This is a genomic window from Streptomyces sp. NPDC015127, assembly GCF_043080095.1.
In the GTDB taxonomy this organism is placed as follows: domain Bacteria; phylum Actinomycetota; class Actinomycetes; order Streptomycetales; family Streptomycetaceae; genus Streptomyces.
Genome location: NZ_JBIBVE010000028.1, coordinates 1 through 24,800, shown reverse-complemented (window position 1 = coordinate 24,800; position 24,800 = coordinate 1). Strand labels below are relative to the sequence as shown.

24 protein-coding genes are annotated in these 24,800 nt (G+C 71.7%); 6 read left to right on the top strand and 18 right to left on the bottom strand.

Annotation, left to right across the window (positions count from 1 at the left end; translation table 11 throughout):
* Positions 1–8: 8 nt before the first annotated feature.
* The gene (locus tag ACF08N_RS34390; protein WP_392328661.1) at positions 9–1,166 is read right to left on the bottom strand and encodes an acyl-CoA dehydrogenase; all 1,158 of its coding nucleotides are present in this window, start codon (positions 1,164–1,166) and stop codon (positions 9–11) included.
* Positions 1,167–1,333: 167 nt separating this feature from the next.
* Between ACF08N_RS34390 and ACF08N_RS34385 the strand changes: the two genes are divergently transcribed.
* The gene (locus ACF08N_RS34385; RefSeq protein ID WP_392328660.1) at positions 1,334–2,671 is read left to right on the top strand and encodes a UDP-glucose dehydrogenase family protein; all 1,338 of its coding nucleotides are present in this window, start codon (positions 1,334–1,336) and stop codon (positions 2,669–2,671) included.
* 120 nt (positions 2,672–2,791) lie between these two features.
* Here ACF08N_RS34385 and ACF08N_RS34380 read toward each other — a convergent pair whose 3' ends face one another.
* On the bottom strand, positions 2,792–3,295 hold the full coding sequence (locus ACF08N_RS34380; RefSeq protein WP_392328659.1) for a CGNR zinc finger domain-containing protein: 504 nt from the start codon (positions 3,293–3,295) through the stop codon (positions 2,792–2,794).
* An 83-nt stretch (positions 3,296–3,378) separates the two neighbouring features.
* Here ACF08N_RS34380 and ACF08N_RS34375 point away from each other — a divergent pair, with 83 nt between their 5' ends.
* The gene (locus ACF08N_RS34375; RefSeq protein ID WP_392328658.1) at positions 3,379–3,741 is read left to right on the top strand and encodes a VOC family protein; all 363 of its coding nucleotides are present in this window, start codon (positions 3,379–3,381) and stop codon (positions 3,739–3,741) included.
* A gap of 19 nt (positions 3,742–3,760) precedes the next feature.
* Here the strand turns inward: ACF08N_RS34375 and ACF08N_RS34370 are convergent, their stop codons facing one another.
* From ACF08N_RS34370 to ACF08N_RS34355, 4 genes are all read right to left on the bottom strand, one after another.
* A complete protein-coding gene (locus ACF08N_RS34370; RefSeq protein WP_392328657.1) occupies positions 3,761–4,864 on the bottom strand; it encodes a membrane dipeptidase in 1,104 nt (367 codons plus the stop codon).
* A 119-nt stretch (positions 4,865–4,983) separates the two neighbouring features.
* On the bottom strand, positions 4,984–6,183 hold the full coding sequence (locus ACF08N_RS34365) for a dipeptidase (protein ID WP_392328656.1): 1,200 nt from the start codon (positions 6,181–6,183) through the stop codon (positions 4,984–4,986).
* Between the two features lie 7 nt (positions 6,184–6,190).
* A complete protein-coding gene (purE, locus tag ACF08N_RS34360) occupies positions 6,191–6,712 on the bottom strand; it encodes a 5-(carboxyamino)imidazole ribonucleotide mutase (protein WP_392328687.1) in 522 nt (173 codons plus the stop codon).
* 5 nt (positions 6,713–6,717) lie between these two features.
* Positions 6,718–7,911, bottom strand: a complete 1,194-nt coding sequence (locus ACF08N_RS34355) for a 5-(carboxyamino)imidazole ribonucleotide synthase (RefSeq protein WP_392328655.1) — start codon at positions 7,909–7,911, stop codon at positions 6,718–6,720.
* 122 nt (positions 7,912–8,033) lie between these two features.
* On the opposite strand from ACF08N_RS34355, the gene ACF08N_RS34350 reads away from it, so the two are divergent.
* Positions 8,034–8,555 (top strand): GtrA family protein, encoded by a 522-nt coding sequence (locus ACF08N_RS34350; protein WP_392328654.1) that lies wholly within the window; start codon positions 8,034–8,036, stop codon positions 8,553–8,555.
* Positions 8,556–8,600: 45 nt separating this feature from the next.
* On the opposite strand, the gene ACF08N_RS34345 is transcribed toward ACF08N_RS34350, so the two are convergent.
* The gene (locus ACF08N_RS34345) at positions 8,601–9,869 is read right to left on the bottom strand and encodes an ATP-binding protein (RefSeq protein WP_392328653.1); all 1,269 of its coding nucleotides are present in this window, start codon (positions 9,867–9,869) and stop codon (positions 8,601–8,603) included.
* Between the two features lie 36 nt (positions 9,870–9,905).
* The gene (locus ACF08N_RS34340; protein WP_392328652.1) at positions 9,906–10,583 is read right to left on the bottom strand and encodes a response regulator transcription factor; all 678 of its coding nucleotides are present in this window, start codon (positions 10,581–10,583) and stop codon (positions 9,906–9,908) included.
* Positions 10,584–10,919: 336 nt separating this feature from the next.
* On the opposite strand from ACF08N_RS34340, the gene ACF08N_RS34335 reads away from it, so the two are divergent.
* Positions 10,920–12,416 (top strand): peptide MFS transporter, encoded by a 1,497-nt coding sequence (locus ACF08N_RS34335; protein WP_392328651.1) that lies wholly within the window; start codon positions 10,920–10,922, stop codon positions 12,414–12,416.
* A 93-nt stretch (positions 12,417–12,509) separates the two neighbouring features.
* Here ACF08N_RS34335 and ACF08N_RS34330 read toward each other — a convergent pair whose 3' ends face one another.
* From ACF08N_RS34330 to ACF08N_RS34305, 6 genes are all read right to left on the bottom strand, one after another.
* Complete coding sequence (locus ACF08N_RS34330; RefSeq protein ID WP_392328650.1) at positions 12,510–13,904, bottom strand: hypothetical protein; 1,395 nt, start codon at positions 13,902–13,904, stop codon at positions 12,510–12,512.
* 14 nt (positions 13,905–13,918) lie between these two features.
* Positions 13,919–14,923: a hypothetical protein gene (locus ACF08N_RS34325; protein ID WP_392328649.1), complete on the bottom strand. Its 1,005-nt coding sequence runs from the start codon at positions 14,921–14,923 to the stop codon at positions 13,919–13,921.
* A 2-nt stretch (positions 14,924–14,925) separates the two neighbouring features.
* Positions 14,926–15,792, bottom strand: a complete 867-nt coding sequence (locus ACF08N_RS34320) for a hypothetical protein (protein ID WP_392328648.1) — start codon at positions 15,790–15,792, stop codon at positions 14,926–14,928.
* Positions 15,753–16,412 (bottom strand): peptidase, encoded by a 660-nt coding sequence (locus tag ACF08N_RS34315; RefSeq protein WP_392328647.1) that lies wholly within the window; start codon positions 16,410–16,412, stop codon positions 15,753–15,755. The genes ACF08N_RS34320 and ACF08N_RS34315 overlap by 40 nt, the downstream gene beginning before the upstream one ends.
* Positions 16,413–16,566: 154 nt before the next feature.
* A complete protein-coding gene (locus ACF08N_RS34310) occupies positions 16,567–17,073 on the bottom strand; it encodes an ATP-binding protein (RefSeq protein ID WP_392328646.1) in 507 nt (168 codons plus the stop codon).
* 178 nt (positions 17,074–17,251) lie between these two features.
* Positions 17,252–17,620 carry an STAS domain-containing protein gene (locus ACF08N_RS34305; RefSeq protein ID WP_392328645.1) on the bottom strand — a complete coding sequence of 123 codons (369 nt, stop codon included), beginning with the start codon at positions 17,618–17,620 and terminating at the stop codon, positions 17,252–17,254.
* A gap of 282 nt (positions 17,621–17,902) precedes the next feature.
* On the opposite strand from ACF08N_RS34305, the gene ACF08N_RS34300 reads away from it, so the two are divergent.
* On the top strand, positions 17,903–18,871 hold the full coding sequence (locus ACF08N_RS34300) for an RNA polymerase sigma factor SigF (RefSeq protein ID WP_392328644.1): 969 nt from the start codon (positions 17,903–17,905) through the stop codon (positions 18,869–18,871).
* Positions 18,872–18,892: 21 nt separating this feature from the next.
* Here the strand turns inward: ACF08N_RS34300 and ACF08N_RS34295 are convergent, their stop codons facing one another.
* Positions 18,893–19,594, bottom strand: coding sequence for an aspartate/glutamate racemase family protein (locus ACF08N_RS34295; protein WP_392328643.1), 702 nt, complete (start codon positions 19,592–19,594; stop codon positions 18,893–18,895).
* Between the two features lie 88 nt (positions 19,595–19,682).
* Between ACF08N_RS34295 and ACF08N_RS34290 the strand changes: the two genes are divergently transcribed.
* The gene (locus ACF08N_RS34290; RefSeq protein ID WP_392328642.1) at positions 19,683–20,555 is read left to right on the top strand and encodes an NAD(P)H-binding protein; all 873 of its coding nucleotides are present in this window, start codon (positions 19,683–19,685) and stop codon (positions 20,553–20,555) included.
* A 274-nt stretch (positions 20,556–20,829) separates the two neighbouring features.
* Here the strand turns inward: ACF08N_RS34290 and hutI are convergent, their stop codons facing one another.
* From hutI to ACF08N_RS34275, 3 genes are all read right to left on the bottom strand, one after another.
* Positions 20,830–21,999 carry an imidazolonepropionase gene (gene hutI / locus ACF08N_RS34285; protein WP_392328641.1) on the bottom strand — a complete coding sequence of 390 codons (1,170 nt, stop codon included), beginning with the start codon at positions 21,997–21,999 and terminating at the stop codon, positions 20,830–20,832.
* Between the two features lie 151 nt (positions 22,000–22,150).
* On the bottom strand, positions 22,151–23,488 hold the full coding sequence (locus ACF08N_RS34280; protein ID WP_392328640.1) for a formimidoylglutamate deiminase: 1,338 nt from the start codon (positions 23,486–23,488) through the stop codon (positions 22,151–22,153).
* Positions 23,479–24,669: an allantoate amidohydrolase gene (locus ACF08N_RS34275; RefSeq protein WP_392328686.1), complete on the bottom strand. Its 1,191-nt coding sequence runs from the start codon at positions 24,667–24,669 to the stop codon at positions 23,479–23,481. Before ACF08N_RS34275 ends, ACF08N_RS34280 begins: the two co-directional genes overlap by 10 nt.
* Positions 24,670–24,800 lie beyond the last annotated feature (131 nt).

Below are 24,800 nucleotides of genomic sequence, written 5' to 3'. Positions count from 1 at the left end.
CGGGAGTGCTACGGCAGGTTGCGCGCCATGACGATCCGCTGGACCTGATTCGTGCCTTCATAAATCTGCGTGATCTTCGCGTCGCGCATCATCCGCTCGACCGGGTAGTCACGGGTGTAGCCGTAGCCGCCGAGCAGCTGGACCGCGTCCGTGGTGACCTCCATCGCCACGTCCGAGGCGAAGCACTTGGCCGCCGCGCCCTGGAAGGTCAGGTCGGCATCGCCGCGCTCCGACTTCGCGGCGGCCGCGTAGGTCAGCTGGCGGGCGGCCTCGATCTTCATCGCCATGTCCGCGAGCATGAACTGGATGCCCTGGAAGTCGGCGATCGGCTTGCCGAACTGCTTGCGCTCCTTGACGTAGCCCTTGGCGTAGTCCAGCGCGCCCTGCGCGATGCCGAGCGCCTGGGCGGCGATCGTGATGCGGGTGTGGTCCAGGGTCTGCATCGCCGTCGCGAAGCCCGTGCCCTCCGCGCCGATCATGCGGTCCGCGGGGATGCGGACGTTGTCGAGGTAGACCTCGCGCGTCGGCGAGCCCTTGATGCCGAGCTTCTTCTCCGGCGCGCCGAAGGAGACGCCCGGGTCGGACTTCTCGACGACGAAGGCGCTGATGCCCTTCGAGCGCTTCTCGGGGTCCGTGACGGCCATGACCGTGTAGTACTCGGAGACGCCGGCGTTGGTGATCCAGCGCTTCACGCCGTTCAGGACGTAGAAGTCGCCGTCCCGCACGGCCTTGGTCTTCATGCCGGCCGCGTCCGAGCCCGCGTCGGGCTCGGAGAGGCAGTACGAGAACATCGCGTCGCCCTTGGCGAGCGGGCCCAGGTACTTCTTCTTCAGCTCCTCGGAGCCGGAGAGGATCACGGGGAGCGAGCCCAGCTTGTTCACCGCCGGGATCAGGGACGAGGAGGCGCAGGCGCGGGCCACCTCCTCGATCACGATGACGGTGGCCAGCGCGTCGGCACCCGCGCCGCCGTACGTCTCCGGGACGTGCACGGCGTGCAGGTCGGAGGCGACGAGCGCGTCGAGCGCCTCCTGCGGGAAGCGGGCCTCCTCGTCCACGGCGGCGGCGAACGGCGTGATCTTCGCCTCGGCGAGGGAGCGGACCGTTTCGCGGAGCATGTCGTGCTCTTCGGACGGGCGGTACAGATCGAAATCGGCCGAACCTGCCAAGGTCTCTCACTCCCCAGATGCTAACTACCGTTAAGTAACCCAATTTTAGACGGCGAGGCCGACCGAGGCATACGTGAGTTTGCCGACAGCGCAGGAATTCAGCGCCCGCGGCACCGCGGATATGCTCGGGCGCGCACCCCGAGCCCGCACAGCACTGGAGCATCCGCATGGCCCTCAAGATCACGGTGATCGGCACCGGTTACCTCGGCGCGACGCATGCCGCGGCGATGGCGGAGCTGGGTTTCGAGGTGCTGGGGCTGGATGTGGTCCCGGAGAAGATCGAGTTGCTCGCGTCGGGGCGGGTGCCGATGTACGAGCCGGGTCTGGAGGAGTTGCTGCGCCGGCATGTGGCGGGGATCGAGGGCTCGTCGGGGCGGCTCGCGTTCACCACGTCGTGGGAGGAGGCCGGCGCGTTCGGCGATGTCCACTTCGTGTGTGTGAACACGCCGCAGAAGCACGGCGAGTACGCCTGTGACATGTCGTTCGTGGATGCCGCGTTCGCGTCCCTGGCCCCGCATCTGCACGGCCCGGCGCTGGTGGTGGGCAAGTCCACCGTCCCGGTCGGCAGCGCGGAGCGGCTGGCGGCGCTGCTGGAGGAGCGGGCCCCGGGCGAGGTGGAGCTGGCGTGGAACCCGGAGTTCCTGCGCGAGGGCTTCGCCGTCGCCGACACCCTGCACCCCGACCGCATCGTCGTCGGCGTGCGCAGCGAGGCCGCCGAGAAACTGCTCCGCGAGGTCTACGCGACCCCGATCGCCGAGGGCTCCCCGTTCGTGGTGACCGACTTCCCCACCGCCGAACTGGTCAAGACGGCCGCGAACTCCTTCCTCGCCACCAAGATCTCCTTCATCAACGCGATGGCCGAGGTCTGCGAGGCCGCCGGCGGCGACGTGGCCAAACTCGCCGAGGCGATCGGCCACGACGAACGCATCGGCGCCAAGTTCCTGCGCGCCGGAGTCGGCTTCGGCGGCGGCTGCCTGCCCAAGGACATCCGCGCCTTCATGGCCCGCGCCGGCGAACTCGGCGCCGACCAGGCCCTGACCTTCCTGCGCGAGGTCGACTCGATCAACATGCGCCGCCGCGGCCACATGGTCGAACTGGCCCGCGACGCCGTCGGCGGCACCTCCTTCCTCGGCAAGCGAGTCGCCGTGCTCGGCGCCACCTTCAAACCCGACAGCGACGACGTCCGCGACTCCCCCGCCCTCAACGTCGCCGGACAGATCCACCTCCAGGGCGGCCAGGTCACCGTCTACGACCCCAAGGGCATGGACAACGCCCGCCGCCTCTTCCCCACCCTCGGCTACGCCGACTCCGCACTCGAGGCGGTACGCGGCGCGGACGTCGTCCTCCACCTCACCGAATGGCACGAATTCCGCACCCTCGACCCCAACGAACTCGCCCGGGCCGTCACCCACCCGATCATCCTCGACGGCCGCAACGCCCTCGACCCCGACCAATGGCGCGACGCCGGCTGGACCTACCGCGCCATGGGCCGCCCACGGGCCTGACCGCTCCGGACGGACGCAGGGGACCGTGAGCCCCTCATGAGCTGACGCCCCGCCAGAGTTCAGACGGCCCCTCCCCCTACGCACCGGGGGGAGGGGCCGTCTTCCGTCGGTGCGGGACCGTCAGGGGGACGCCGTGCGGCGTCTTCGGTAGGTGCGCATCTTGGTGCGGGCGCCGCACACCGCCATGGAGCACCAGCGGCCGCGGGCCGCCGGGCTGCGGTCGTAGTACGCCCAGCGGCAGTCCTCGGCCGCGCACGCCTTGAGGCGCAGCCATGTGCCGTCCGCCGCCGCCGTCGCGACGGCCTCGGCGACGCGTGCGAGCAGGGTCGGCGGGCCCGAAGGGCGCAGCGCGGCCTCGCCGGACGGGGAGACCGTGACGCGCAGGGGCGCTTCGGCGAGGAGGGCGTCGAGGGCCGTCGACGTTCCGTGGCCCGCGTGGGCCAGGCATGCCTCGCGCAGGGCTTCGCGCAGGACACGGGCCCCGGGGACGTCCTGCGCAGTGAGGGTGAATCGCTCGCGGCTCTCGGGCGTGTCCAGGCTGTCCGCACCGCTTCCGATGTCCAGCGTGTTGACCAGGGCCTCGATCAGCGCGAGACCACCGGGTGCGGGCGCCCTGTCGTTCATGGTTGCGACGTTACCTCCTATGCGGGAGCATGCAGTAACCGTTACTGGTTAAACGCGAATACCGGTAACACCGAGGAGGAAGTATGAGCATCGCAAAACTCGGAGCCGTCGTGCTGGACTGTCCCGACCCCGTCGCGCTCGGGCGCTTCTACGCCGAGCTGCTCGGCGGGGAGATCGAGGACGACGGCGAGGGCTGGGTCGACCTCAAGGGTGTGCCCGGCGCGCCCCTCGCCTTCCAGCTCTCCCCCGGCCACGTACCGCCGAAGTGGCCGTCCCCCAAGGAGTCGCAGCAGTTCCACCTCGACGTGACCGTCGAGGACATGGACGCCGCGGAGGAGCAGGTCCTGGCGATCGGCGCGACCGTGCTGGACGCCGCGGACCGCAAGCGGAGCTGGCGGGTGTACGCCGACCCGGCCGGGCACCCGTTCTGTCTCTGCGCCTGCTGAGGCCCCGCGCCGTGTGAGGTCAGAGGTCCAGCGCGCCGATCGCCACCTGCGAGGGGCCGCGGCGCGACTGGGCCGCGCGCGAAGCGAACTCCGTGTCGCGCAGGACGCGCATCACGTTCGACCAGGTCAGAGCCGTGACGTCCGGCTCCGGCCAGCCGCGGTCCAGTAGCTCCGCGATCAGGTGCGGCAGGAAGGAGACGTCCCCGAGACCGGCCGCGTGCGGCGCCCCGGTGTCGTACGCGCCGCTGAGGGCGACGGACTCCGGGCCCGCGACCTCGCGCACGTGGTCCACGAGGTCGGCGGTCGCCGCGAGCGTGCCGGCCGTGCACAGGACCATGTACACGCCCTTGCCGCCGCGCAGCGCGCGCAGGACGTCGTCGGGCAGCGGGGACGGGTGGTGCGAGAAGATCACCGGGGCCTTGGTGATGGTGAGGGTGCGGCGCATGGTGTCGGGCGAGCAGCCGGAGAGGTCGACGAGGATGCCGAGCCGGTTCATCTCGCGGACCATCTCGTGGCCGAAGGGGGTGAGACCGCCCTCGGTCCAGCGGGTGCCCGCGAGGGTGATGCTGCGGACACCGAGGGCGTACAGGCCGCGCAGTACGGCCAGGGAGTTCCCGAGCGCGGTTCCCGGCGCCGGGCCGAGCAGTGCGGCGATGCGGCCGCGGTTGTGGGCGTCGACGAGTTCGTCGGCGCCCAGGGCGAGGCGCATGCCCTCGGGGTAGTCGGCCACCGTGGCGCGGACCAGGTCGACGAGTTCCAGCGTGGTGGCCAGCGCGCCGGCCGCGGTGGGAGCGGAGGGCGGGAACAGGGTCCAGAACTGGGCGCCGACGCCGCCGCGCCGCAGCCGCGGCAGGTCGGTCTCCAGCAGACTCTCGCCGGCTTCGAGGTCGTACCAGTGCATGGTGCGCAGGACCGGGCCGAGACCGCTGTAGCAGTCGGTCACGGGATGGTTGCGCAGCAGCTCGCGGGCGCGCACGAGGGGGTCGGTGCGGTCGGCGCACTCGGTCTCCGAGGGGGTGGGCGGCGGGGCCGCGGTCCCCTCGAAGCCGTCGAGGCCGTCCACCTCGTCGAGGTCGTCGAGGTCGACGGTGGTGAGGGATGAGGCGTCTTGCAGATCAGCCATGAGGTGCTCCGGTTCGCCGGCCTGTGCCGTACGCCAACCGTGGCACGGGAGGGCGGGCCGGTCGCGGCGGATGGAGCGTTCGGGGGTACGCCGCCGACGCGCGGCGCACCCCCGGTCCGTCAGACGCCGTCGAGCTGGTCGATCGTCGCGATGGACGGGCCGTGCCGCTCCTGGAGGCCGCGGGCCACGGCCTCGGCGTCGCGCAGCACCCGGACCGCGTTCCGCCAGGTCAGTTTGGCCAGGTCGGCGTCCGACCAGCCGCGGCCGAGCAGCTCCGCGATCAGGTTGGGGTAGCCCGCCACGTCGTCGAGGCCCGCCGGGGTGAACGCGGTCCCGTCGAAGTCGCCGCCGATGCCGATGTGGTCGATGCCGGCGACCTCGCGCATGTGGTCGAGGTGGTCGGCGACGGTCGCCGCGGTCGCGACCGGCCGCGGGTTCGCGGCCTCGAACGCCTCGTGGATCTTCATCGCCTGGGGCGTGGTGTCCAGGTGGTGCAGTCCGTGCGCGCGCATGTTCTCGTCCGCGGCGCGGGTCCACTCGACCGCCGCGGGCAGGATGAACTTCGGTACGAAGGTGGCCATCGCGACGCCCCCGTTGGCGGGCAGCAGGGCCAGCACGTCGTCGGGGATGTTGCGCGGGTGGTCGCAGATCGCGCGGGACGAGGAGTGGGAGAAGATCACCGGGGCGACCGAGGTGGTGAGCGCGTCGCGCATCGTCGTCGCGGCGACGTGCGAGAGGTCGACGAGCATGCCGATGCGGTTCATCTCGCGGACGACCTCGTGGCCGAACGGGGACAGGCCGCCCACGCCCGGCTCGTCCGTCGCCGAGTCCGCCCACGCGATGTTGTCGTTGTGGGTGAGCGTCATGTAGCGCACGCCCAGCGCGTACAGGGCGCGCAGGGTGGCGAGCGAATTGTTGATGGAGTGGCCGCCCTCGGCGCCCATCAGGGAGGCGATACGGCCCTCGGTGCGGGCGATGTCCATGTCCTCGGCGCTCAGCGCCCGCACCAGGTCCGCCGGGTAGCGGGTGATCAGCTGGTCGACGATGTCGATCTGCTCCAGCGTGGCGCTGACCGCCTCGTCGCCCGCCATGTCGCTGCGGACGTACACGGACCAGAACTGCGCGCCGACGCCGCCGGCGCGCAGCCGCGGGATGTCGGTGTGCAGGCGGCCCGTCTGGTCGCCGGCGATGTCCATCCGGTCCAGGTCGTACCGGACGTTCTCGCGCAGCGCCCAGGGCAGGTCGTTGTGGCCGTCGACGACGGGGTGGGCGGCGAGCAGCTCCCGCGCCCGGCGGAGGGGATCCGTGGGGGTGTCCATGGGACTGTTACTTCCCGAAGCCGAAGGACTCCGCACCTGCGACCCGGGTACGCAGCCGCTTGCCCTTCTCGGTGGCCTGGTCGTTCAGCTCCTGCTGGAAATCGCGCATCCGGCCGAGGAGCTCCTCGTCCTGCGTGGCCAGGATGCGGGCGGCCAGCAGTCCGGCGTTGCGCGCGCCGCCGACCGAGACGGTGGCGACCGGGACGCCCGCAGGCATCTGCACGATGGACAGCAGGGAGTCCATGCCGTCCAGGTACTTCAGCGGAACGGGGACGCCGATGACGGGCAGCGGGGTCACGGAGGCGAGCATGCCCGGCAGGTGGGCCGCTCCCCCGGCGCCCGCGATGATCGCCTTGAGCCCCCGTCCGGCGGCCTCCTCGCCGTACGCGATCATCTCGCGCGGCATGCGGTGCGCGGAGACGACATCGACCTCGTAGTCGATCTCGAACTCGTCCAGGGCCTGCGCGGCCAGCTCCATGACGGGCCAGTCGGAGTCGGATCCCATGACAATGCCGACGACAGGGCTCATGCTGCTCACTCGGTGATCGTTCCTCGCAGATAGCCGGCGGCGTGGCGGGCGCGCTCGAGCACGTCGTCCAGGTCGTCGCCGTAGGTGTTGACGTGCCCCACCTTGCGGCCGGGCTTCACGTCCTTGCCATACATATGGATCTTCAGCTGCGGGTCCCGCGCCATGCAATGCAGGTAAGCCGCATACATGTCGGGGTAGTCGCCGCCCAGAACATTGCACATCACGGTCCACTCGGCACGCGGACGCGGATCGCCGAGCGGCAGGTCGAGCACGGCACGGACGTGGTTGGCGAACTGGGAGGTGACCGCGCCGTCCTGGGTCCAGTGGCCGGAGTTGTGGGGACGCATCGCGAGCTCGTTGACGAGGATCCGCCCGTCCGCCGTCTCGAACAGCTCGACCGCGAGATGGCCGACGACGCCGAGCTCCTTGGCGATGCGCAGCGCGAGCTGCTGGGCCTCGCCGGCCAGCTCGTCCGACAGGCCGGGCGCGGGCGCGATCACCGTGTCGCACACACCGTCGACCTGCTGCGACTCGACGACCGGGTAGGCGACGGCCTGGCCGTGCGGGGAACGGACGATGTTCGCCGCGAGCTCGCGGACGAAGTCGACCTTCTCCTCGGCGAGGACGGGCACACCGGCCTTGAAGGGGGCCTCGGCGTCGGCCTGCGTACGGACGAACCACACGCCCTTGCCGTCGTAGCCGCCCTGCACGGTCTTGAGGATGATCGGGAAGCCCCCTGCCTCCTCGGCGAACGCCGCCGCGTCGGCGGGGTCCGACACGATGCGGTGGCGCGGGCACGGTGCGCCGATCTCCATGAGCTTCGCGCGCATCACGCCCTTGTTCTGGGCGTGCACCAGTGCGTCGGCCCCGGGCCGGACGGCGATGCCGTCCGCTTCCAGGGCCCGCAGGTGCTCGAACGGCACGTGCTCGTGGTCGAAGGTGATCACGTCACAGCCGCGCGCGAACTCACGCAGGGTGTCCAGGTCGCGGTAGTCGCCGATGACGACATCGCTGACGACCTGCGCCGCAGAGTCCTGGGGGGTGTCACTGAGGAGCTTGAATTTCAGGCCGAGGGGGATACCCGCCTCGTGGGTCATGCGGGCGAGCTGACCGCCGCCGACCATGCCGACTACCGGGAACGTCACCCCTTCAGGGTATCCGCCGAGCCGACCGGCCCTGTCCCCCGTATGTTCCGACAAGCCCTGTAGCGGCCGTCACAGCATCCTCAGGACCCACAGGCGGCCCGCAGGACCGCTGGTTAGCATGGCGGTGTCGATGCTGCCGCTCGACGCTGCCGATCCGACGAGGCTGGACTCTCACCATGAGTGATCAAGGCGGAGGACTGCGCGGGCGGGTGCGACAGCTCGCGCGCGAGGTCGCCAAGTTCGGCGCGGTGGGCGGCGCGGGCGTCCTGGTCAACCTCGGCGTCTTCAATCTGGTGCGGAACACGACCGAGATCCCGGTCGTCCGGGCGTCGATCGTCGCCACGGTCGTCGCGATCGCCTTCAACTACGTCGGCTTCCGCTACTTCACCTACCGTGACCGCGACAAGAGCGGCCGGACCCGCGAGATGACGCTCTTCCTGCTGTTCAGCGCGGCGGGCCTGGTGATCGAGAACGGCATTCTGTACGCGGCGACGTACGGCTTCGACTGGAACACCCCGCTGCAGAACAACGTGTTCAAGTTCCTCGGAATCGGGATAGCGACGCTGTTCCGGTTCTGGTCGTACCGCACGTGGGTCTTCCGGGCACTGCCCGTCCAGCAGGCCGAGTCCCTGCTGGGGCGGCGCCGGCAGCGGACCGGGTCCGTCTCGGAGCCGATGCGGGACCGCGTCGGCCGCTGACCCCGCGGGCCGCGTGCGGGTTCGCGCGCTGAACGCCCGGTCGCCTCACCTCACCGTCGGCTTGTCGTCCTGCTTGCGCCCCTTCGCGACGCGGCTCAGGAACAGGGCGAAGACCGGCGGGTGCTGCTGGAGCAGTTCGAGCCTGCCGCCGTCCGCCTCCGCGAGGTCCCGGGCCACCGCGAGCCCGATGCCGGTGGAGTTGCGGCCGCTGATGGTCCGCTCGAAAATGCGGGCCCCGAGGTCCGCCGGGACGCCGGGCCCCTCGTCCGTCACCTCGACGACCGCCTGGTTGCCGGTCACCCGGGTCCGTACCGCGACCGTGCCGCCGCCGTGCATGAGCGAGTTCTCGATGAGCGCGGCGAGCACCTGGGCGACCGCGCCGGGGGTTCCGACCGCTCGCATGCCCTGCTTGCCGGAGTGGACGATCGCGCGGCCCGCACTGCGGTAGGCCGGGCGCCACTCCTCCAGCTGCTGCTTGACGACCTCGTCGAGATCGAAGGCGACGGCCGAACCGATCCGGGGGTCGCGCGAGTTCGTCAGGAGCCGCTGCACCACGTCGGTGAGCCGCTCGACCTGGTTCAGCGCGATGCTCGCCTCCTCCTTCACGGTCTCCGGATCGTCGGTGACCGTGATCTCCTCCAGCCGCATCGACAGCGCGGTAAGCGGCGTGCGCAGCTGGTGGGAGGCGTCCGCGGCGAGCCTGCGCTCCGCGGTGAGCATGCGCGCGATCCGCTCGGCGCTGGCGTCCAGCACATCGGCGACCCGATCCAGTTCGGGGACCCCGTAGCGCCGGTGGCGGGGGCGGGGGTCGCCGGAGCCGAGCCGTTCGGCGGTCTCGGCGAGGTCGGTGAGGGGAGCGGCGAGCCGGTTTCCCTGCCGTACCGCGAGCAGGACGGCCGCGACGACGGCGACCAGGGCGACGAGGGCGATGATCAGCAGCGACCGGCCGACCTCGCGCGTCACCACCGAGCGGGACTCCTCGACGGTGACCGTGATGTTCCGCTCGCCCTCGGCGCTGCCGCGGATGACGCTGCCGCTGGGCCGCTTGCCGATCTCGATGGGGTCGCGGCCGGCGATACGGATCAGGGCGTAGCGCGTGACGTCGCCCTGCTGGGCGATGATGTCGGGATTGACCGGCTCCCCGCCGACCAGCCTGCTGTCGACGATGCTGGCCAGGCGCAGCGCCTCGGAGTCGACGCTCTCCTGCGCGCTGCTGCTGATGGTGCGGGTCTCGACGAGCACGAGCGAGACGCCGAAGACGGCGATGACGACGAGCACCACGGCGAGCGTGGAGTTGATCAGACGGCGGCGCATGGGGTCTGTGTGTCGGGACTCATGGAGTCTTGCGTATCAGGACTTCTCGAAGCGGAAGCCGACGCCGCGCACGGTCGCGATGTACCGGGGGTTGGCGGCGTCGTCGCCGAGCTTCTTGCGCAGCCAGGAGATGTGCATGTCCAGGGTCTTGGTCGACGACCACCAGGTGGTGTCCCAGACCTCGCGCATCAGCTGGTCGCGGGTGACGACCCGGCCGGCGTCGCGCACGAGGACGCGCAGCAGGTCGAATTCCTTGGCGGTGAGCTGGAGCTCCTCCTCGCCCATCCAGGCCCGGTGGGACTCGACGTCGATCCGCACGCCGTGCGTGGAGGGGGCGGGCGCGGGCTCGCTGGCGCCGCGCCGGAGCAGGGCCCGGACCCGGGCGAGCAGTTCGGCGAGGCGGAACGGCTTGGTGACGTAGTCGTCGGCGCCCGCGTCCAGACCCACCACGGTGTCCACCTCGTCCGCGCGCGCGGTCAGCACCAGGATCGGCACGGTGTGGCCGTCGGCGCGCAGCCGCCGGGCGACCTCCAGGCCGTCCATGCCGGGCAGCCCCAGGTCGAGCACGACGAGATCGACTCCGCCCGCGAGTCCGGCGTCGAGCGCGCTCGGACCGTCCTCGCGCACCTCTACCTCGTACCCCTCCCGGCGCAGGGCTCGGGCCAGTGGCTCGGAGATGGATGCGTCGTCCTCGGCGAGCAGTACACGGGTCATGAAGGTGATGGTAGTCCGCATGGAGCAGCCGTCGGGGCATGATCGACAAGGGCTGTCACTTAGGGATGCGATCCTGGTTACGACCTTCGATTCAGGGCAGATGGTTCCGTGTTCACCTGTGATCCATCTCTCAAGTCCTTCCATATGCCGCACTGTCGTGCCGTATGGTGGCGAGACGCCTGAAGTAGTGACTGGGGACCTTTGGCACGCCGTGTGCGCCAAAGGTCTCAATTCTGCAAAGGGTTGTTCTGCCGGCCTTGACGGCAGCGAGAAGTGACCCCACCGGGCGCGTGACCGCTCACGAAGCGCCGCGTCCCGAGCAAGCAAGGATCGACCATGGCGTCCAGCCTGACGAGGGACTCGGCCAGCACCACTGGCGAGAAGACGTTCCTCGGCCACCCACGCGGTCTGGCCAATCTCTTCATGACCGAGATGTGGGAGCGCTACAGCTTCTACGGCATGCGGGCTCTGCTCGTTCTCTACCTGTCGGCCTCGGTGGCCAAGGGCGGTCTCGGCTTCGACACGGCCACGGCCGTTGCCATCTACTCCGTCTACAACGCCATGGTCTACCTGCTCGCCCTGCCGGGCGGCTGGTTCGGTGACCGGGTGTGGGGCGCGCGGAAGACCGTGGCGGTCTCCGGCACGATCATCATGATCGGCCACTTCATGCTGGCCCTGCCGATGGAGATCTCGTTCTTCATCGGTCTGGCGCTGATCGCCGCCGGTTCCGGTCTGCTCAAGGCCAACATCTCCACGATGGTCGGCCACCTCTACCGGGACAAGAACGACCCGCGCCGTGACGGCGGCTTCACGATCTTCTACATGGGCATCAACCTCGGTGCCTTCGTCGCCCCGCTGACCATCGGTTACGTGGGCCAGAAGATCAACTGGCACTACGGCTTCGCCATGGCCGGTGTCGGCATGGCCCTCGGCCTCGCCTTCTTCTTCCTGGGCTTCCGCAACCTGGCCCCGGAGTCGAACCAGGTGCCCGCCCCGCTGTCCGACGCCGAGCGCGCCGGCATCGTCAAGAAGGCCATGATCTGGCTCGCCGTCGCGGCCGCCGCCTACGGCGTCGTCGGCCTCTCCGGCACCTTCACCATCGACTGGGTCCTGTGGCCGCTGACCATCCTGGGTCTCGTCCTCCCGGCCTGGTACCTCATCCGCATCAAGCGCGACTCCGACCTGGAGCCGGTGGAGCGCTCGCGGATGTCGGCGTACGTCTGGTTCTTCGTCGCCGCCGCCGTCTTCTGGGGCATCTACGACCAGACCGGTTCCACGCTGAGCCTGTTCGCCGAGAACAACACCTCGGGCACCCTGTTCGGCTTCGACTTCCCGGCCAGCTGGTTCCAGTCGCTGAACCCGCTGTACGTGATGGCGCTCGCCCCGGTGTTCGCCTGGCTGTGGCTTGCTCTGGCCCGCCGCTCCAAGGAGCCGAGCACCCTGGTCAAGTTCACGCAGGGCCTGGTGCTCATCGGTGCCTCGTTCTTCGTGATGATGCTGGCGCAGGCCGCGTCCGCGGGCGGCGTCATGGTCACCCCGCTCTGGCTGTGCTCGGTCTACCTGATCCAGACCGTGGGTGAGCTGACCCTCTCCCCGGTCGGCCTGTCGCTGACGACGAAGCTGGCGCCCGCCAAGTACGCGTCCCAGATGATGGGTGTCTGGTTCCTGGCCGTCACCGCCGGTGACTCGGTCATCGCCCTGCTCCAGCTGATGGGCGCGCCGACGGACACCGAGTGGTGGTTCGCCAGCCAGGGCGCGCTCGCGGTGATCGCCGGTGTCGCGATCTTCATGTACCGCAGGAAGGTGCAGCCGCTCATGGGCGGCGTGCACTGATACGCCCCGTACACGCGCGGAGGGCCGCCGCACCGGATGTCTTCCGGTGCGGCGGCCCTCCGCCGTTCGGGCCGGTCAGGTTGTTCGCATCGGTCAGCGCGTGCCACGCAGGCGCTGCCACGGCGTGAACGTGAACACCGCGCCGCCGAGCAGGATCACCGTGCCCGCCACCAGGGCCAGTGCGCGCAGGGCCGCGGTGTCCTCGGCGCCGGTCTGGGCCAGGCCGCCGCTCGTCGCCGTGCCGCCGGAGCCGCCGCTCGTGCCGCCGCCGGTGGATCCTCCGCCGGCCGCTCCGCCCGGCTGGGCGGAGGTGTCGAGTTCCAGCGAGAACGGCACGTCGGCCGGCGGGGTGCAGGTCGTGGTCGTGCCGAGCGCCTTGACCGTGAGGACGCCGGGGCTCAGCGTCGTCCTCCCCGTGGCGCCCGGCTTGTAGGTGCCGGTCAGGTCGGGGATCTCGATCGGGTCGCCCGCCTTGATGGGCTCCTTGTTCGTCGGGCCCTCGACGTGGACGAAGCCCTTGTCGGCGCCGCCGAGTTTCACCTCCATGGACGGCTTGACCGAGTCCTTGGGGATGTCGGCCGGGCTGTCCATGACGGACTTGGAGAACTTCACGGTGATGCCGTAGTCGCCGCCGTTCTTCTTGGCGTTGATACGGACCGGGGAGACGGCGTTCTTGTCGCCGATGGGGGTCTTGCACTCGTAGGCGACCTCGATCTCCTTGCCCTCGAAGTCCGTCTGGCCGCCACCCCCGCCGGACGTGCCGCCGGACCCGCCGCTGCTCGACGTACCGCCCGAGCTGCTGCTGCCCCCGGAGCTCGTACCGCCGGAGCTCGTCCCTCCGTCCGTCGTACCGCCGGAGCTCGTCCCTCCGTCCGTCGTACCGCCCGATGTCGTACCCCCGTCCGTCGTACCGCCCGATGTCGTACCCCCGTCCGTCGTACCGCCGGACGTCGTGCCGCCGCCGGCCGACACCTTGATCGTCGCCCCGACCCCGACCGTCTCCTTCGGCGCGCACTTCGTGTCCGTCGGGATCGGCTGCGAGACGTTGATGGCGTACGCCCCCGGTGTCAGCGTGATCTCGCCCGCCTTCTCCAGCTTCAGCGTGCCCTTCATGTCGGGCAGCACCATGGGGCTGTTCTTCGGGATCGGCGGGTTCTGCCGCGGGCCCTCCATCGCCAGCTCGCCCGTCGCGGCTCCGCCGAGGGTGATCGTGCCGGTCGGTTTGACCGTGTCCTTCGCCAGGTCCAGGATGTCCGGGTTCTTGGAGGCGGCCTGGACCGTCTTCCAGATCACCTCGACCTCGTCGCCGACCTCGGCCTCTGCGGGCGCGGTGATCTGCACCGTGGTCGTGCCCTGGACGGGTGGCAGGCCGGAGATCGGGGGCGGAATGCACTCCGTCGCATACGAGACCTCGGCTGCCTGTGCGGGGCTCGCGGCCAGCAGGATCCCCGCGCCGCCGAGCATCAGCGCGACCCCGGCCGCGCTCATCCTCCGTTGCGTACTCACGAATGTCCCTTCGTCGTGGGCCGGTCGGTCCGGTTCTCTGACGGTGCGGAGTCAGGGATGAACCACGGCAGTGCCGCCGTGGTGGTCGAGGGGGAGGCGGGCGGGCGGGCCCGGCCGGGGCGGCGCGGGGGCCGGGAGCCCGGCGGGCGGACCCGGTCGACGATCGCCATGCCGATGCGGAACAGCGCCGTGGGGACGACCACGGCCAGCAGGATCCAGAAGACCGTCACGCCCCAGGGCCGTCCGACGCCCCACGGCTGCTCGGCGACGACCTTGCCGCCGTACTTCACCGAGACCACGTAGTCGCCGTGGGCGCCCGCCGCGAGCCGGACCGGCAGTTCGATGCGCGCCGTGCGCCCGGGCGCGATAGTGCCGCGCCACTGCTGCTCCTCCCACTGGGGCGCGAACACCCCGTGGGCGGTGCCGACCTGGAAGACGGGGTCCTTCACGGGCGTCGTCCCGAGGTTGCCGACCGTGAACTCGAGCGTGCGGGAGGGCGGGGCGCCGAAGAGGACCAGCAGGCCCGATTCGCCCCGCAGCCGGGTCGTGGTGACGACGGCGAGGCGGCCGGCGCCGGTCTGCTCGGGGAGCGGCGCGGTGGGGTGTCCCGCGACGACGAACTCCGTGTCCACCACCTGCTGTTCACCGGTCGCCGTGGTGACGTGCACGACGCAGGGGCACGGCTCGGGCGGCTCGGCAACCGGCATGCTCTTCTCGAACGCGCCCCGGGAATCGGTGGTGACCGCGCGGCCGTCGGCGTTGGCGCAGGAGTTGGTGCCGCCGATGACGCCTGTGCCGGGGGCGGACTTTCCGCAGATCAGCAGGACCAGCAGGGTCTTCGCCCGCCATCCGGCACCGCTGACGGTGATGTCGCCGCCCTTGCCCGCCTGGGGCGCGGACAGCTCGACGGTCGGCGTGGGCGCGGGCGCGCCGAGGGCGGGTGCCACGGGCAGGAGGAGCAGCAGGGCGGTCAACAGGGCGGCGGGCACGGCACGTTGCATGGTCAGGCTCCTGCTCCCGCCGGTCGGCGTTCGGGGACGGTCCGGACACGCCGGCGGTGGACGCGGCGGAGGACCAGGGCCGCGGCCGTCACCGCGCTCGTCAGCAGCGCCGCTGCCGCGAGGCGGGCCCCGAACGTCTTCGAGGACGTAGCCTCGGCCCGGGCGGCTCCCGGCGCCGTCGCCGTCACGCGGATGTCCACGGCATCCATGTGCGGCGGATCGGACCAGCGTTCGGTGAGGGTGATCCGGCGGCCCGGCGGCAGTTCGGCCCGTGCGCGGGCCGGACGGCTGAGGACCTCGCCGAACAGACCGTCCGCCCGGAACGCCACGCGCGGAGTCAGCGGCGTACTGCCGCGGTTGACGAGGGCGTAGCGGATCGAGCCGTCCGCGTACGACACGTCCTCGACCGTGAGGGCTGCCAGCACCGGCCCGCGCACCCGCAGATGAAGCCGTACCGGTTCCTCGCGGCCCGCGCCGGACGCGGTGATCGTCGCCGTCTGTCCGCCCGGCGGTGTGCCCACGGGGAGGGTGACGGTGAACGGGACCTCCGCGCGGGTGCGGGCGGGGACGGTGACCGTACGGGCGGCGAGCGCGATCCACGGCCCGTGCGCTTCGGCCCGCAGCCGCAGGGTGAGCGGCGCGCGGGCCCGGTTGGTCACCGCGAGCCGGTCCTCCAGGACGGCGCCGGGCGCGCCCTCCAGGTACAGGTACGCGCGGTCCGCCGACCAGGTCCCGGGCGCCGCCATCCCGGACGCCACCGCCCCGGGCGCCGCCGGGACCAGCGGCACCGCCGTGAGCGCGAGGACGAGCGCGAGCGCGGCCTGCACGGTCAGCCCGCGGCCCGGCCGCCGCCGCGCCGGGTCAGCCACAGGACTCCCGCGGCCCCGGTGAGCAGCACGGTCCCGCCGAGCGTGCCGAGGGCGAGGGCCGAGTCCAGTGGGCCGGTCCTCGGGAGCCGCGACGCCGAGGCGCCGGCCACGGCCGTGACGTCCAGTTCCAGCGACGGCCCCGGGCTGTTGCGCGGCGTGCACGTGGTCGTCGTCCCCAGCGCCTTGATCGTCAGCACGCCCGCGGTGAAGGTGACCTTGCCGCTCTTGCGCGGCGTGTACGTGCCCGACAGGTCATTGATCTTGATCGGGGTGTTGGCGGGAATCGCCGCGGTGTTGGCCGGGCCCGAGACCCGTACCTCCCCCGGGTCCGCGCCGCCCACCTCGATGACCGCGCTCGGGTTCATGGCGCCCTTGCCCAGCTCGACCGGGCTGGACGAGACACCCTTGCGGAACGACATGGTGAGCCGGTAGGCGCCGCCGCTCTTCTCGGCCGTGATGTCGATCGGCGATACGGCCCCCTTGGGTCCGATCGGGGTCCGGCACTGGTAGTCGACGTCGACGACGGCGGCCTGCGCGGCGGGGGCGGCGATCAGCACCGCCGAGCCCGCCACGGCCGCTGCCGCCGCGAGAGCTGTCCGCTTGCGGTTCCGGTACGACACCTCGGTTCCCCTCGTGCGCACTTGGACTGACGGCTTTACTGACGGCACATCAGATCGGGGGCTCAAGGTACGCCGGGGGCCCGGGGGAGGGAAGACAAAGAGCACGCCGTATCGGCGTGCTCCACAAGAGATTCGGCAATGGCCTGCGAAACGCTCACGCGGGCGCGGCGAGTTCCGCCCACACCGTCTTGCCCGGCGAACCGGGCGTCCGTACAACACCCCAGTCCAGGCAGAGGCGTTGGACGATGAACATGCCGTGGCCGCCGGGCCGTCCCGCGCGGTGCGGGGTGCGCGGCGCCGGCTGGCCCGTCCCGCGGTCGGTGACCTCCAGGCGCAGGACCTTCCCGTCGCAGCCGATGCGCAGCTCCTCGGGGCCCTCGGCGTGCAGGCAGGCGTTGGTGACCAACTCGGAGACGACCAGCAGCACATCCTCCGCCGCCGCCCTGCGGTCCGCCGTCCCGGCAGGCAGCCAGCCCCAGTCGTGGAGCGCCTGTCTGGTGAAGTCGCGGGCGAGCGGAACGATCCCGCTGGCGCTGCCGAGCGCGAGGCTGCGCACCGTCCCGCCGACCGGTGCGGCGGACGCAGGCACGGTCGGCGCCGCGGCGGCGGCTCCCGGCTCGGGGCCGAGATCGCCCGGCTGTTGCTGCCGGGTGGTGCTCATCAGCGCTTCACCTCACCGATTCACCGGTTCACCAGTTCGCCATGGATTCAGTACGCAGAGTGCTGGGCGTTCAACGTTCTGCGGGGGTTCTCCTGCCCGGCCGAATCGTGACAACACCCACTAGGTCGGCACCGCGGACGTGACGCGGGCTACAGGGGGCGGCACGGCCGGACCGGACTCAGTCGGACAGGGCCGCTTCGAGGGAGTCGTGCACGGTGAAGACCGCCTCGGCTCCGGTGATCTCGAAGACTCGCGCCACCACGGGCCGCATCCCGGCCAAATGGACCCCTCCCCCACCGGCCTCGGCCTTCAGCCGGGCGCCGAGCAGAACATTGAGCCCGGTGGAGTCGCAGAAATCGAGGCGTGAGCAGTCGATCACGAGGCGCACACGGCCTCTCTCGATCGCCTCGTCCAAGGGCGCGCGCAGCAGTTCGGCGGTGTGGTGATCCAGCTCACCCGCCGGTTTCAGAATCTCGCTGCGGCCCTCGGTCCGAACCTCGACCTGAAGCCGGCCCCGACTCACGCTGCCGACCGTCTCGCGGTCCATGCCCGTCCCTCTTCGCCGTGTCGTTCGCTGCGTCGTCCACCGTTCGTGCCACACGTCACACGCCACCGCTCGGGCGGCGCCGGACGCCCGTCGAACCCTACGCCTTCCCCGCGTCGACCGGTACCCGAACTACTGCGCATAACAGACATACATGACATATGCCACTTGCGATCGGCACCGCCGAGCCGGTAGGGCTAGTAGGACACACCCGACACGGCCGGCTTTGGAGGCGCCGCTCACCGCAGCAGCATGCATGGCATCGGCAGCCATATGCCGAGAACGATGGAGGAGACCATGTCACCCCGGCTCGACGCACCGCGTACCCCCACCGCGCCGTCGGCAACCCCCGCCGCGACCGCTCCCGACCCCGCCGACACCGAGACGGCGGCCGAGACCGCCCCCGGTACCGCGGCCGCCGGACAGCAGCAGTCCGCGGGCCTCGAAGACCTCACAGATCTGCCGGCGATTCCGCCCTTCGACGAGGTGGACTCGCTGGACGCGCGGGCGCTCTCGAAGACGCTCTTCGAGCGGCTCACGGTCCTCGAAGAGGGCACGCACGAGTACGCCTACGTCCGCAACACCCTGGTCGAACTCAACCTGGCCCTCGTCAAGTTCGCCGCGTCACGGTTCCGTACCCGCAGCGAACCCATGGAGGACATCGTCCAGGTCGGCACGATCGGGCTGATCAAGGCGATCGACCGGTTCGAGCTCAGCCGGGGCGTCGAGTTCCCCACGTTCGCGATGCCGACCATCATCGGTGAGATCAAGCGCTTCTTCCGGGACACGTCCTGGTCGGTGCGGGTGCCGCGGCGGCTCCAGGAACTGCGGCTCGACCTCGCGAAGGCGGGTGACGAGCTCTCCCAGCAGCTGGACCGCACGCCCACCGTCGGCGAACTCGCCGAACGCCTCGACATCAGCCGCGAAGAGGTCGTCGAGGGCATGGCGGCGAGCAACGCGTACACCGCGAGCTCGCTGGACGCCCAGCCCCAGGAGGACGACAGCGAGAGCGCGCTCGCCGACCGCATCGGGTACGAGGACCACGGGCTCGAAGGCATCGAGTACATCGAGTCGCTCAAGCCCATGATCGCGGGGCTCCCGCCGCGGGACCGCACGATCCTCAGCCTGCGGTTCGTCGCGAACATGACCCAGTCGGAGATCGGCGAGGAGCTCGGCATCTCGCAGATGCACGTGTCCAGGCTGCTGACGAAGACGCTGGTCAAGATGCGCAAGGCGCTCACCCTGGAGGAGTGAGCCGGCGCCTCCTGCCGGGCGCTACGGGGTCTGCCGCGCCAGCGCGGCCGTCACCGCAGCCTCGGCGTGCAGCCGGGTCGTCGGGAACACCGGCACCGGACTGTCGTCCGCACCGATCAGCAGCTCGATCTCCGTGCAGCCGAGGACGACGCCCTGCGCCCCGGCCGCGACGAGATCGCCGATGACCTGCCCGTACGCGGCCCGGGACTCCTCGCGGACGATCCCGAGGCACAGCTCCTCGTAGATCACCCTGTGGACCAGGGCGCGCCCGGCGGCGTCCGGGGTGAGGACGGTCAGGCCGTGCGAGGCCAGCCGGTCGCGGTAGAAGTCCTGCTCCATGGTGAAGGCCGTGCCCAGCAGGCCGACCGTGGCCAGGCCCTCGGCGCGTACGGCGGCCGCGGTGGCGTCCGCGAGATGCAGCAGCGGCACACCGACCGCCGCCTCCACCTGGCCGGCGACCTTGTGCATCGTGTTCGTGCAGATCAGCAGCAGGTCGGCGCCCGCCGCCTCCAGGCCCTTGGCCGCCTCGGCGAGGATGTCGCCGGCCCGCTCCCACTCACCGGCGACCTGGAGTTCCTCGATCTCGGCGAAGTCCACGGAGTGCAGGACGCACTTCGCGGAATGGAGTCCGCCGAGCCGCTCCCGTACGAGCTCGTTGAGGAGCCGGTAGTACTCCGCGCTGGATTCCCAGCTCATGCCGCCGATCAGTCCGATGGTTCGCATCGGGCCACTGTCGCATGTCGCCGCGCGCCCGGGCACCGCCGCCGTGACACTGGTCCGCACAGCCCCGGCCGTACGAGAGGACCCCGTCATGTCGCCTGTCATCGCCGTCACCGGAGCGAGCGGACGCGTCGGCGGCCGGGTGGCGGCCAGGCTCTCCGCGGCGGGCGTCGCGACCCGGCTGGTGGGCCGCGATCCGGCCCGGCTGCCCGAGCTGCCGGGCGCGGTCGTCGCGCCCCCCGCCTCCTACGGCGACGGCGAGGCGATGCGGCGGGCCCTGGACGGCGCGGACACCCTGTTCCTCGTCTCGGCGCACGAAGCGCCCGGCCGGGTGCAGGAACACCACACGGCCGTGGACGCGGCGCTCGCCGCGGGCATCGGACGGATCGTGTACGTGTCGTTCGTGGGGGCCGCGCCGGACGCGACGTTCACCTTCGCCCGCGACCACTTCCACACCGAGGAGTACATCCGCGCCCGCGGGGTGCACCACACCTTCCTGCGGAACAACTTCTACCTGTCCGCTTTCCCGGCGATGACCGGCGCGGACGGGGTGCTGCGCGGCCCCGCCGGGCAGGGCCGGGTGGCCGCCGTCGCCCACGACGACATCGCGGACGCGGCGGCCGCCGTACTCCTCGACGGACCCGGTCCGCACCACCGCGCGGTGTACGACCTGACCGGCCCCACCGCGTTCTCCCTCGCCGAGGCCGCGGCCGAGCTCACCCGTGCCACCGGCCGCACCGTGCGCTACGTCCCCGAGTCCGAGGACGAGGCGTACGCCTCCCGCGCCGGCTACGGCGCCGAGGAGTGGGAGGTGACGGGCTGGGTCACCTCGTACGAGGCGATGGCCGCCGGCGAGATGGCCGCGGTCTCGGACGCGGTGCCGCGGCTTGCGGGGCACCCGGCGCAGTCGCTGCGCGAGTACCTGGCCGAGCACCCGCGCAGCTACGCGCACCTGCTGCCGTAGCCCCGCCGGACACCCCCTAGGGCCTCTCGTTTGGATCATGCCGGGCTCGCGGGCCCTGGCACGCTCCCCCGCAGCCTCCGGCGCGGGAGGTACCCCCACGCCGCGTTGTCGTCGGTCGCCATGGCTCCGCCATTGTCTCCTCCCCCTACGCCTTCGGCGTGGGAGGTACCCCCACCTCCGCCTTGCGATCGCACGCACCAGACCCTCCCCCTACGCCCTGCGGGCGTAGGGGGGACCCCCACTCACTGATCCGGCCTGATCCAAACGAAAGACCCTAGACCCGCTTCCCGGCCCGCCAGACTTCGCGCACCAGCGGCACACCCGGCCGGTAGGCGAGGTGGACATGGCTCGGGGCGTCCAGCAGGGCGAGGTCGGCGCGGGCGCCGGGACCGAGGCGGCCCACATCCGTACGGCGCAGGGCCGCCGCGCCGCCCGCCGTGGCCGACCACAGCGCCTCGTCGGGCGTCATCCCCATGTCGCGCACGGCGAGCGCGATGCAGAACGGCACCGAGGACGTGAACGACGAGCCCGGATTGCAGTCCGTCGACAGCGCGACCGTGGCGCCCGCGTCGATCAGCCGGCGCGCGTCGGGCCACTCGGCGCGGGTGGAGAACTCCGCGCCCGGCAGCAGCGTCGCGACGGTCGCGCTGTTGGCGAGGGCGTCGACGTCCGCGTCCGTGAGGTGGGTGCAGTGGTCGGCGGAGGCGGCGTCCAGCTCGACGGCGAGCTGCACGCCCGGGCCGTAGCTGAGCTGGTTGGCGTGCACGCGGGGCAACAGGCCCTTCGCCTTGCCCGCGGTCAGGACGGCACGCGCCTGGTCCCCGTCGAACGCGCCCTTCTCGCAGAACACGTCGATCCAGCGGGCGTACGGCGCACAGGCGTCCAGCATCTCGCCGGTGACGAGGGCGACGTAGGCCGCCGGGTCTTCGGCGTAGTCCGGGGACACCACGTGCGCGCCGAGGTACGTCACCTCGTCGGTGTGCCGGGCGGCGATCCGCAGCGCCCTGGCCTCGTCCTCGACGGTCAGCCCGTACCCGGACTTGGTCTCGAACGTCGTCGTGCCCTGGCGCAGGGCCTCGTCGAGATAGCGGGTGAGGTTGGCCTCCAGCTCCTCGTCGCTCGCGGCGCGGGTGGCGGCGACGGTGGTGCGGATGCCGCCGGCGGAGTAGGCGCGGCCGGACATGCGGGCGTTGAACTCCTGGGTGCGGTCGCCCGCGAAGACCAGGTGCGAGTGGGAGTCCACGAACCCGGGGATGCAGGCGCGCCCCTGCGCGTCGTGCCGCGTGTCCGCGTCGGGCGCGTCCTTCGCGGGCCCGGCCCATGCGACGCGGTCGCCGTCGATGACGAGCGCGGCGTCCTCGACGAGGCCGAGGGGGCTGCCGTCGCCGAGGGCGGGGTCGTTGGTGACGAGGGTGGCGATGTTGGTGACGAGGGTGGTGGTCATGGGGTCCTTTCCGGGAGTTCTTCCTTCCCCACCCCGCCCCTTCCCGTAACCGGGGCTTCGCCCCAGACCCCGTACCGCGCTCCGCGCGGTGTCCTCAATCGCCGGACGGGCTGGATTTTTCGGGAAGGGGCGGGGTGGGGAACATGCAGCGTCACGGGCGGCGCAGCGCAGCCACCGCATCCGCCAGCGCCGACCCCGCGGCCGGGACCCGCACGTGGGACCCGTCGCGCACGACGCGGCGGCCTCCCACCACCACGTCCCGCACATCCGCCGCGCCCGCCGCGAAGACCGCCGTCTCCGCGCCGAGCCCCGGCACCGGGCCGGCCGTCCGCACCGAGTCCAGCGTGATCGTGGTGAAGTCCGCGAGGGCGCCCTGCTCCAGCCGGCCCGCGTCGGGCCAGCCCAGTGCGGCGTGGCCGTCCGCCGTCGCCGCGCGCAGCAGCGCCGCCGCCGTCCAGTGGCCGCGCGTACGCGAGCGGAGTCGTTCGTTCAGCTCCATCGCCCGCGCCTCCTCGAACAGGTCGATCACCGCGTGGCTGTCGCTGCCGAGGGACAGTGGCGAGCCGGCGGCCTGGAGCGCGGGGGCGGGTCCGATGCCGTCGGCGAGGTCGCGTTCCGTCGTGGGGCACATGCAGGTGCCCGTCGCCGTGCCGCCGAGCAGCGCGATGTCCTCGTCCGTCAGGTGCGTGTTGTGCACGCCGATGGTGCGCGGGCCGAGCACGCCGTGGTCGGCGAGCAGCCGGGTCGGGGTCACTCCGTGCGCCGCGAGGCAGGCTTCGTTCTCCGCCGTCTGCTCGGAGAGATGGACGTGAAGGGGCGCGTTCCGCGCGTTCGCCCAGGCGGCGACCGTCGACAGCTGCCGCGCCGGGACGGCCCGTACGGAGTGGATCGCCGCTCCGATGCGTACCTGCTCGCCGTCCTTCAGTGCGTCCGCCCGCTCGGCCCAGGCGTCCGCCGTGCCGTCGGAGAACCGCAGCTGGTGCCGGTTCGGCGGTTCGCCGAAGCCCGAGGAGAGGTACGCCGTGTCGAGCAGCGTGATGCGGATGCCCGCCTCGGCCGCCGCCGCGATCAGAGCCTCGCCCATGGCGTTCGGGTCGGCGTAGGGCGTGCCGCCGGGCGCGTGGTGGACGTAGTGGAATTCGCCCACCGCCGTGATCCCGGCGAGCGCCATCTCGGCGTACACCGCGCGGGCCAGCGTGAAGTACGTCTCGGGGGTCAGCCCGGAGGCGACCTGGTACATGACCTCGCGCCAGGTCCAGAACGTGCCGCTGCCCACCTGGACCGTGCCGCGCAGGGCACGGTGGAAGGCGTGCGAGTGGGCGTTCGCCAGGCCCGGGACGGTGAGCCCGCGCAGCACCTCGGCTCCCGGCGGCGGGGCGCCTGTTCCCGTGCGGACGGCCGCGATACGGCCGTCGCGCACGTCCAGGGCCACGCCCGGCTCGACATGGGTGCCGAGCCAGGCGTGTTCCAGCCAGTACGTCACCTGCACGCCAGGCCCTCCAGTACGTCGGCGAGTGCGAGCACCCCGGCCACGCAGTCGTCCTCGGGCGCGAATTCGGCCGGCGAGTGCGAGATGCCCGTGGGGTTGCGTACGAACAGCATGGCGGTCGGGACGGACGCGGACAGGATTCCCGCGTCGTGTCCGGCTCCCGTGCCGAGGACCGGCACGGCACCGCCGAGGATCTTGTTCAGCTCGTCGCGCAGGGCGTGCTCGAATTCGATCACCGGGGTGAACGACTCCCGTACGACGGTCAGGTCCACCCCGTCGCGGTCCGCGCGCTCCTTGGCCGCGTGCTCGATCGCCGTGACGACCGTGTCGAGCGCCGCCTGGTCGGGTGCGCGCGAGTCGAGCCAGCCGCGGACGAGGGACGGGATGGCGTTGACGCCGTTCGGCTCGACGGAGATCTTGCCGAAGGTGGCGACTGCGCCCGCGAGTTCGGCCTCGCGGCGGGCGGCGAGCACGGTCTCCGCGTACGTCAGCATCGGGTCGCGCCGGTCGACGAGGCGGGTGGTGCCGGCGTGGTTGGCCTCGCCGCGGAAGTCGAAGCGCCAGCGGCCGTGCGGCCAGATCGCGGAGGCGATGCCGACCGCGTGGCCCGAGAGGTCGAGGGCGCGGCCCTGTTCGACGTGCAGCTCGACGAACGCGCCGACGCGGGCGAGCCGTTCGGGATCGGGCCCGATGGCGGCCGGGTCGTACCCGGCGGCCTCCATGGCCTGGGCCAGGCTGATCCCGTCGCCGTCGCGCAGCTCGTACGCGGCCTCCCGCGTCAGCTGCCCGGCGGCGAGCCGGGAGCCGACGCAGGCGAGCCCGAACCGGGCGCCCTCCTCGTCACCGAAGTTGGTGACGGCGAGCGGCCGGGTGAACTCCGCACCCCTGCGGCGCAGTTCGTCGAGCGCGGCGAAGGAGGACACCACGCCGAGCGGTCCGTCGAAGGCGCCGCCGTCGGGGACGGAGTCGAGGTGCGAGCCGGTGACGACGGCGTCACCGGCGGCGGGGTCGCCGAGCCAGGCCCACTGGTTGCCGTTGCGGTCGGTCTCGTAGGTGAGCCCGCGCGCCTCGGCCTGCTCCCGGAACCAGGCCCGGCATTCGCGGTCGGCCTCGGTCCACGCGAACCGCCGGTACCCCTGGGTGCCGGGGTCGCGCCCGATGGGCGCGAGCTCCCGCCACATTTCATGGAACGAGGTGGTCACGCCTGGTCACCTTCGCGCATGGGGATGCGGACGCCCTTGTCGGCGGCGACGGTGTCGGCGATGTCGTAGCCCGCGTCGACGTGCCGGATGACGCCCATGCCCGGGTCGTT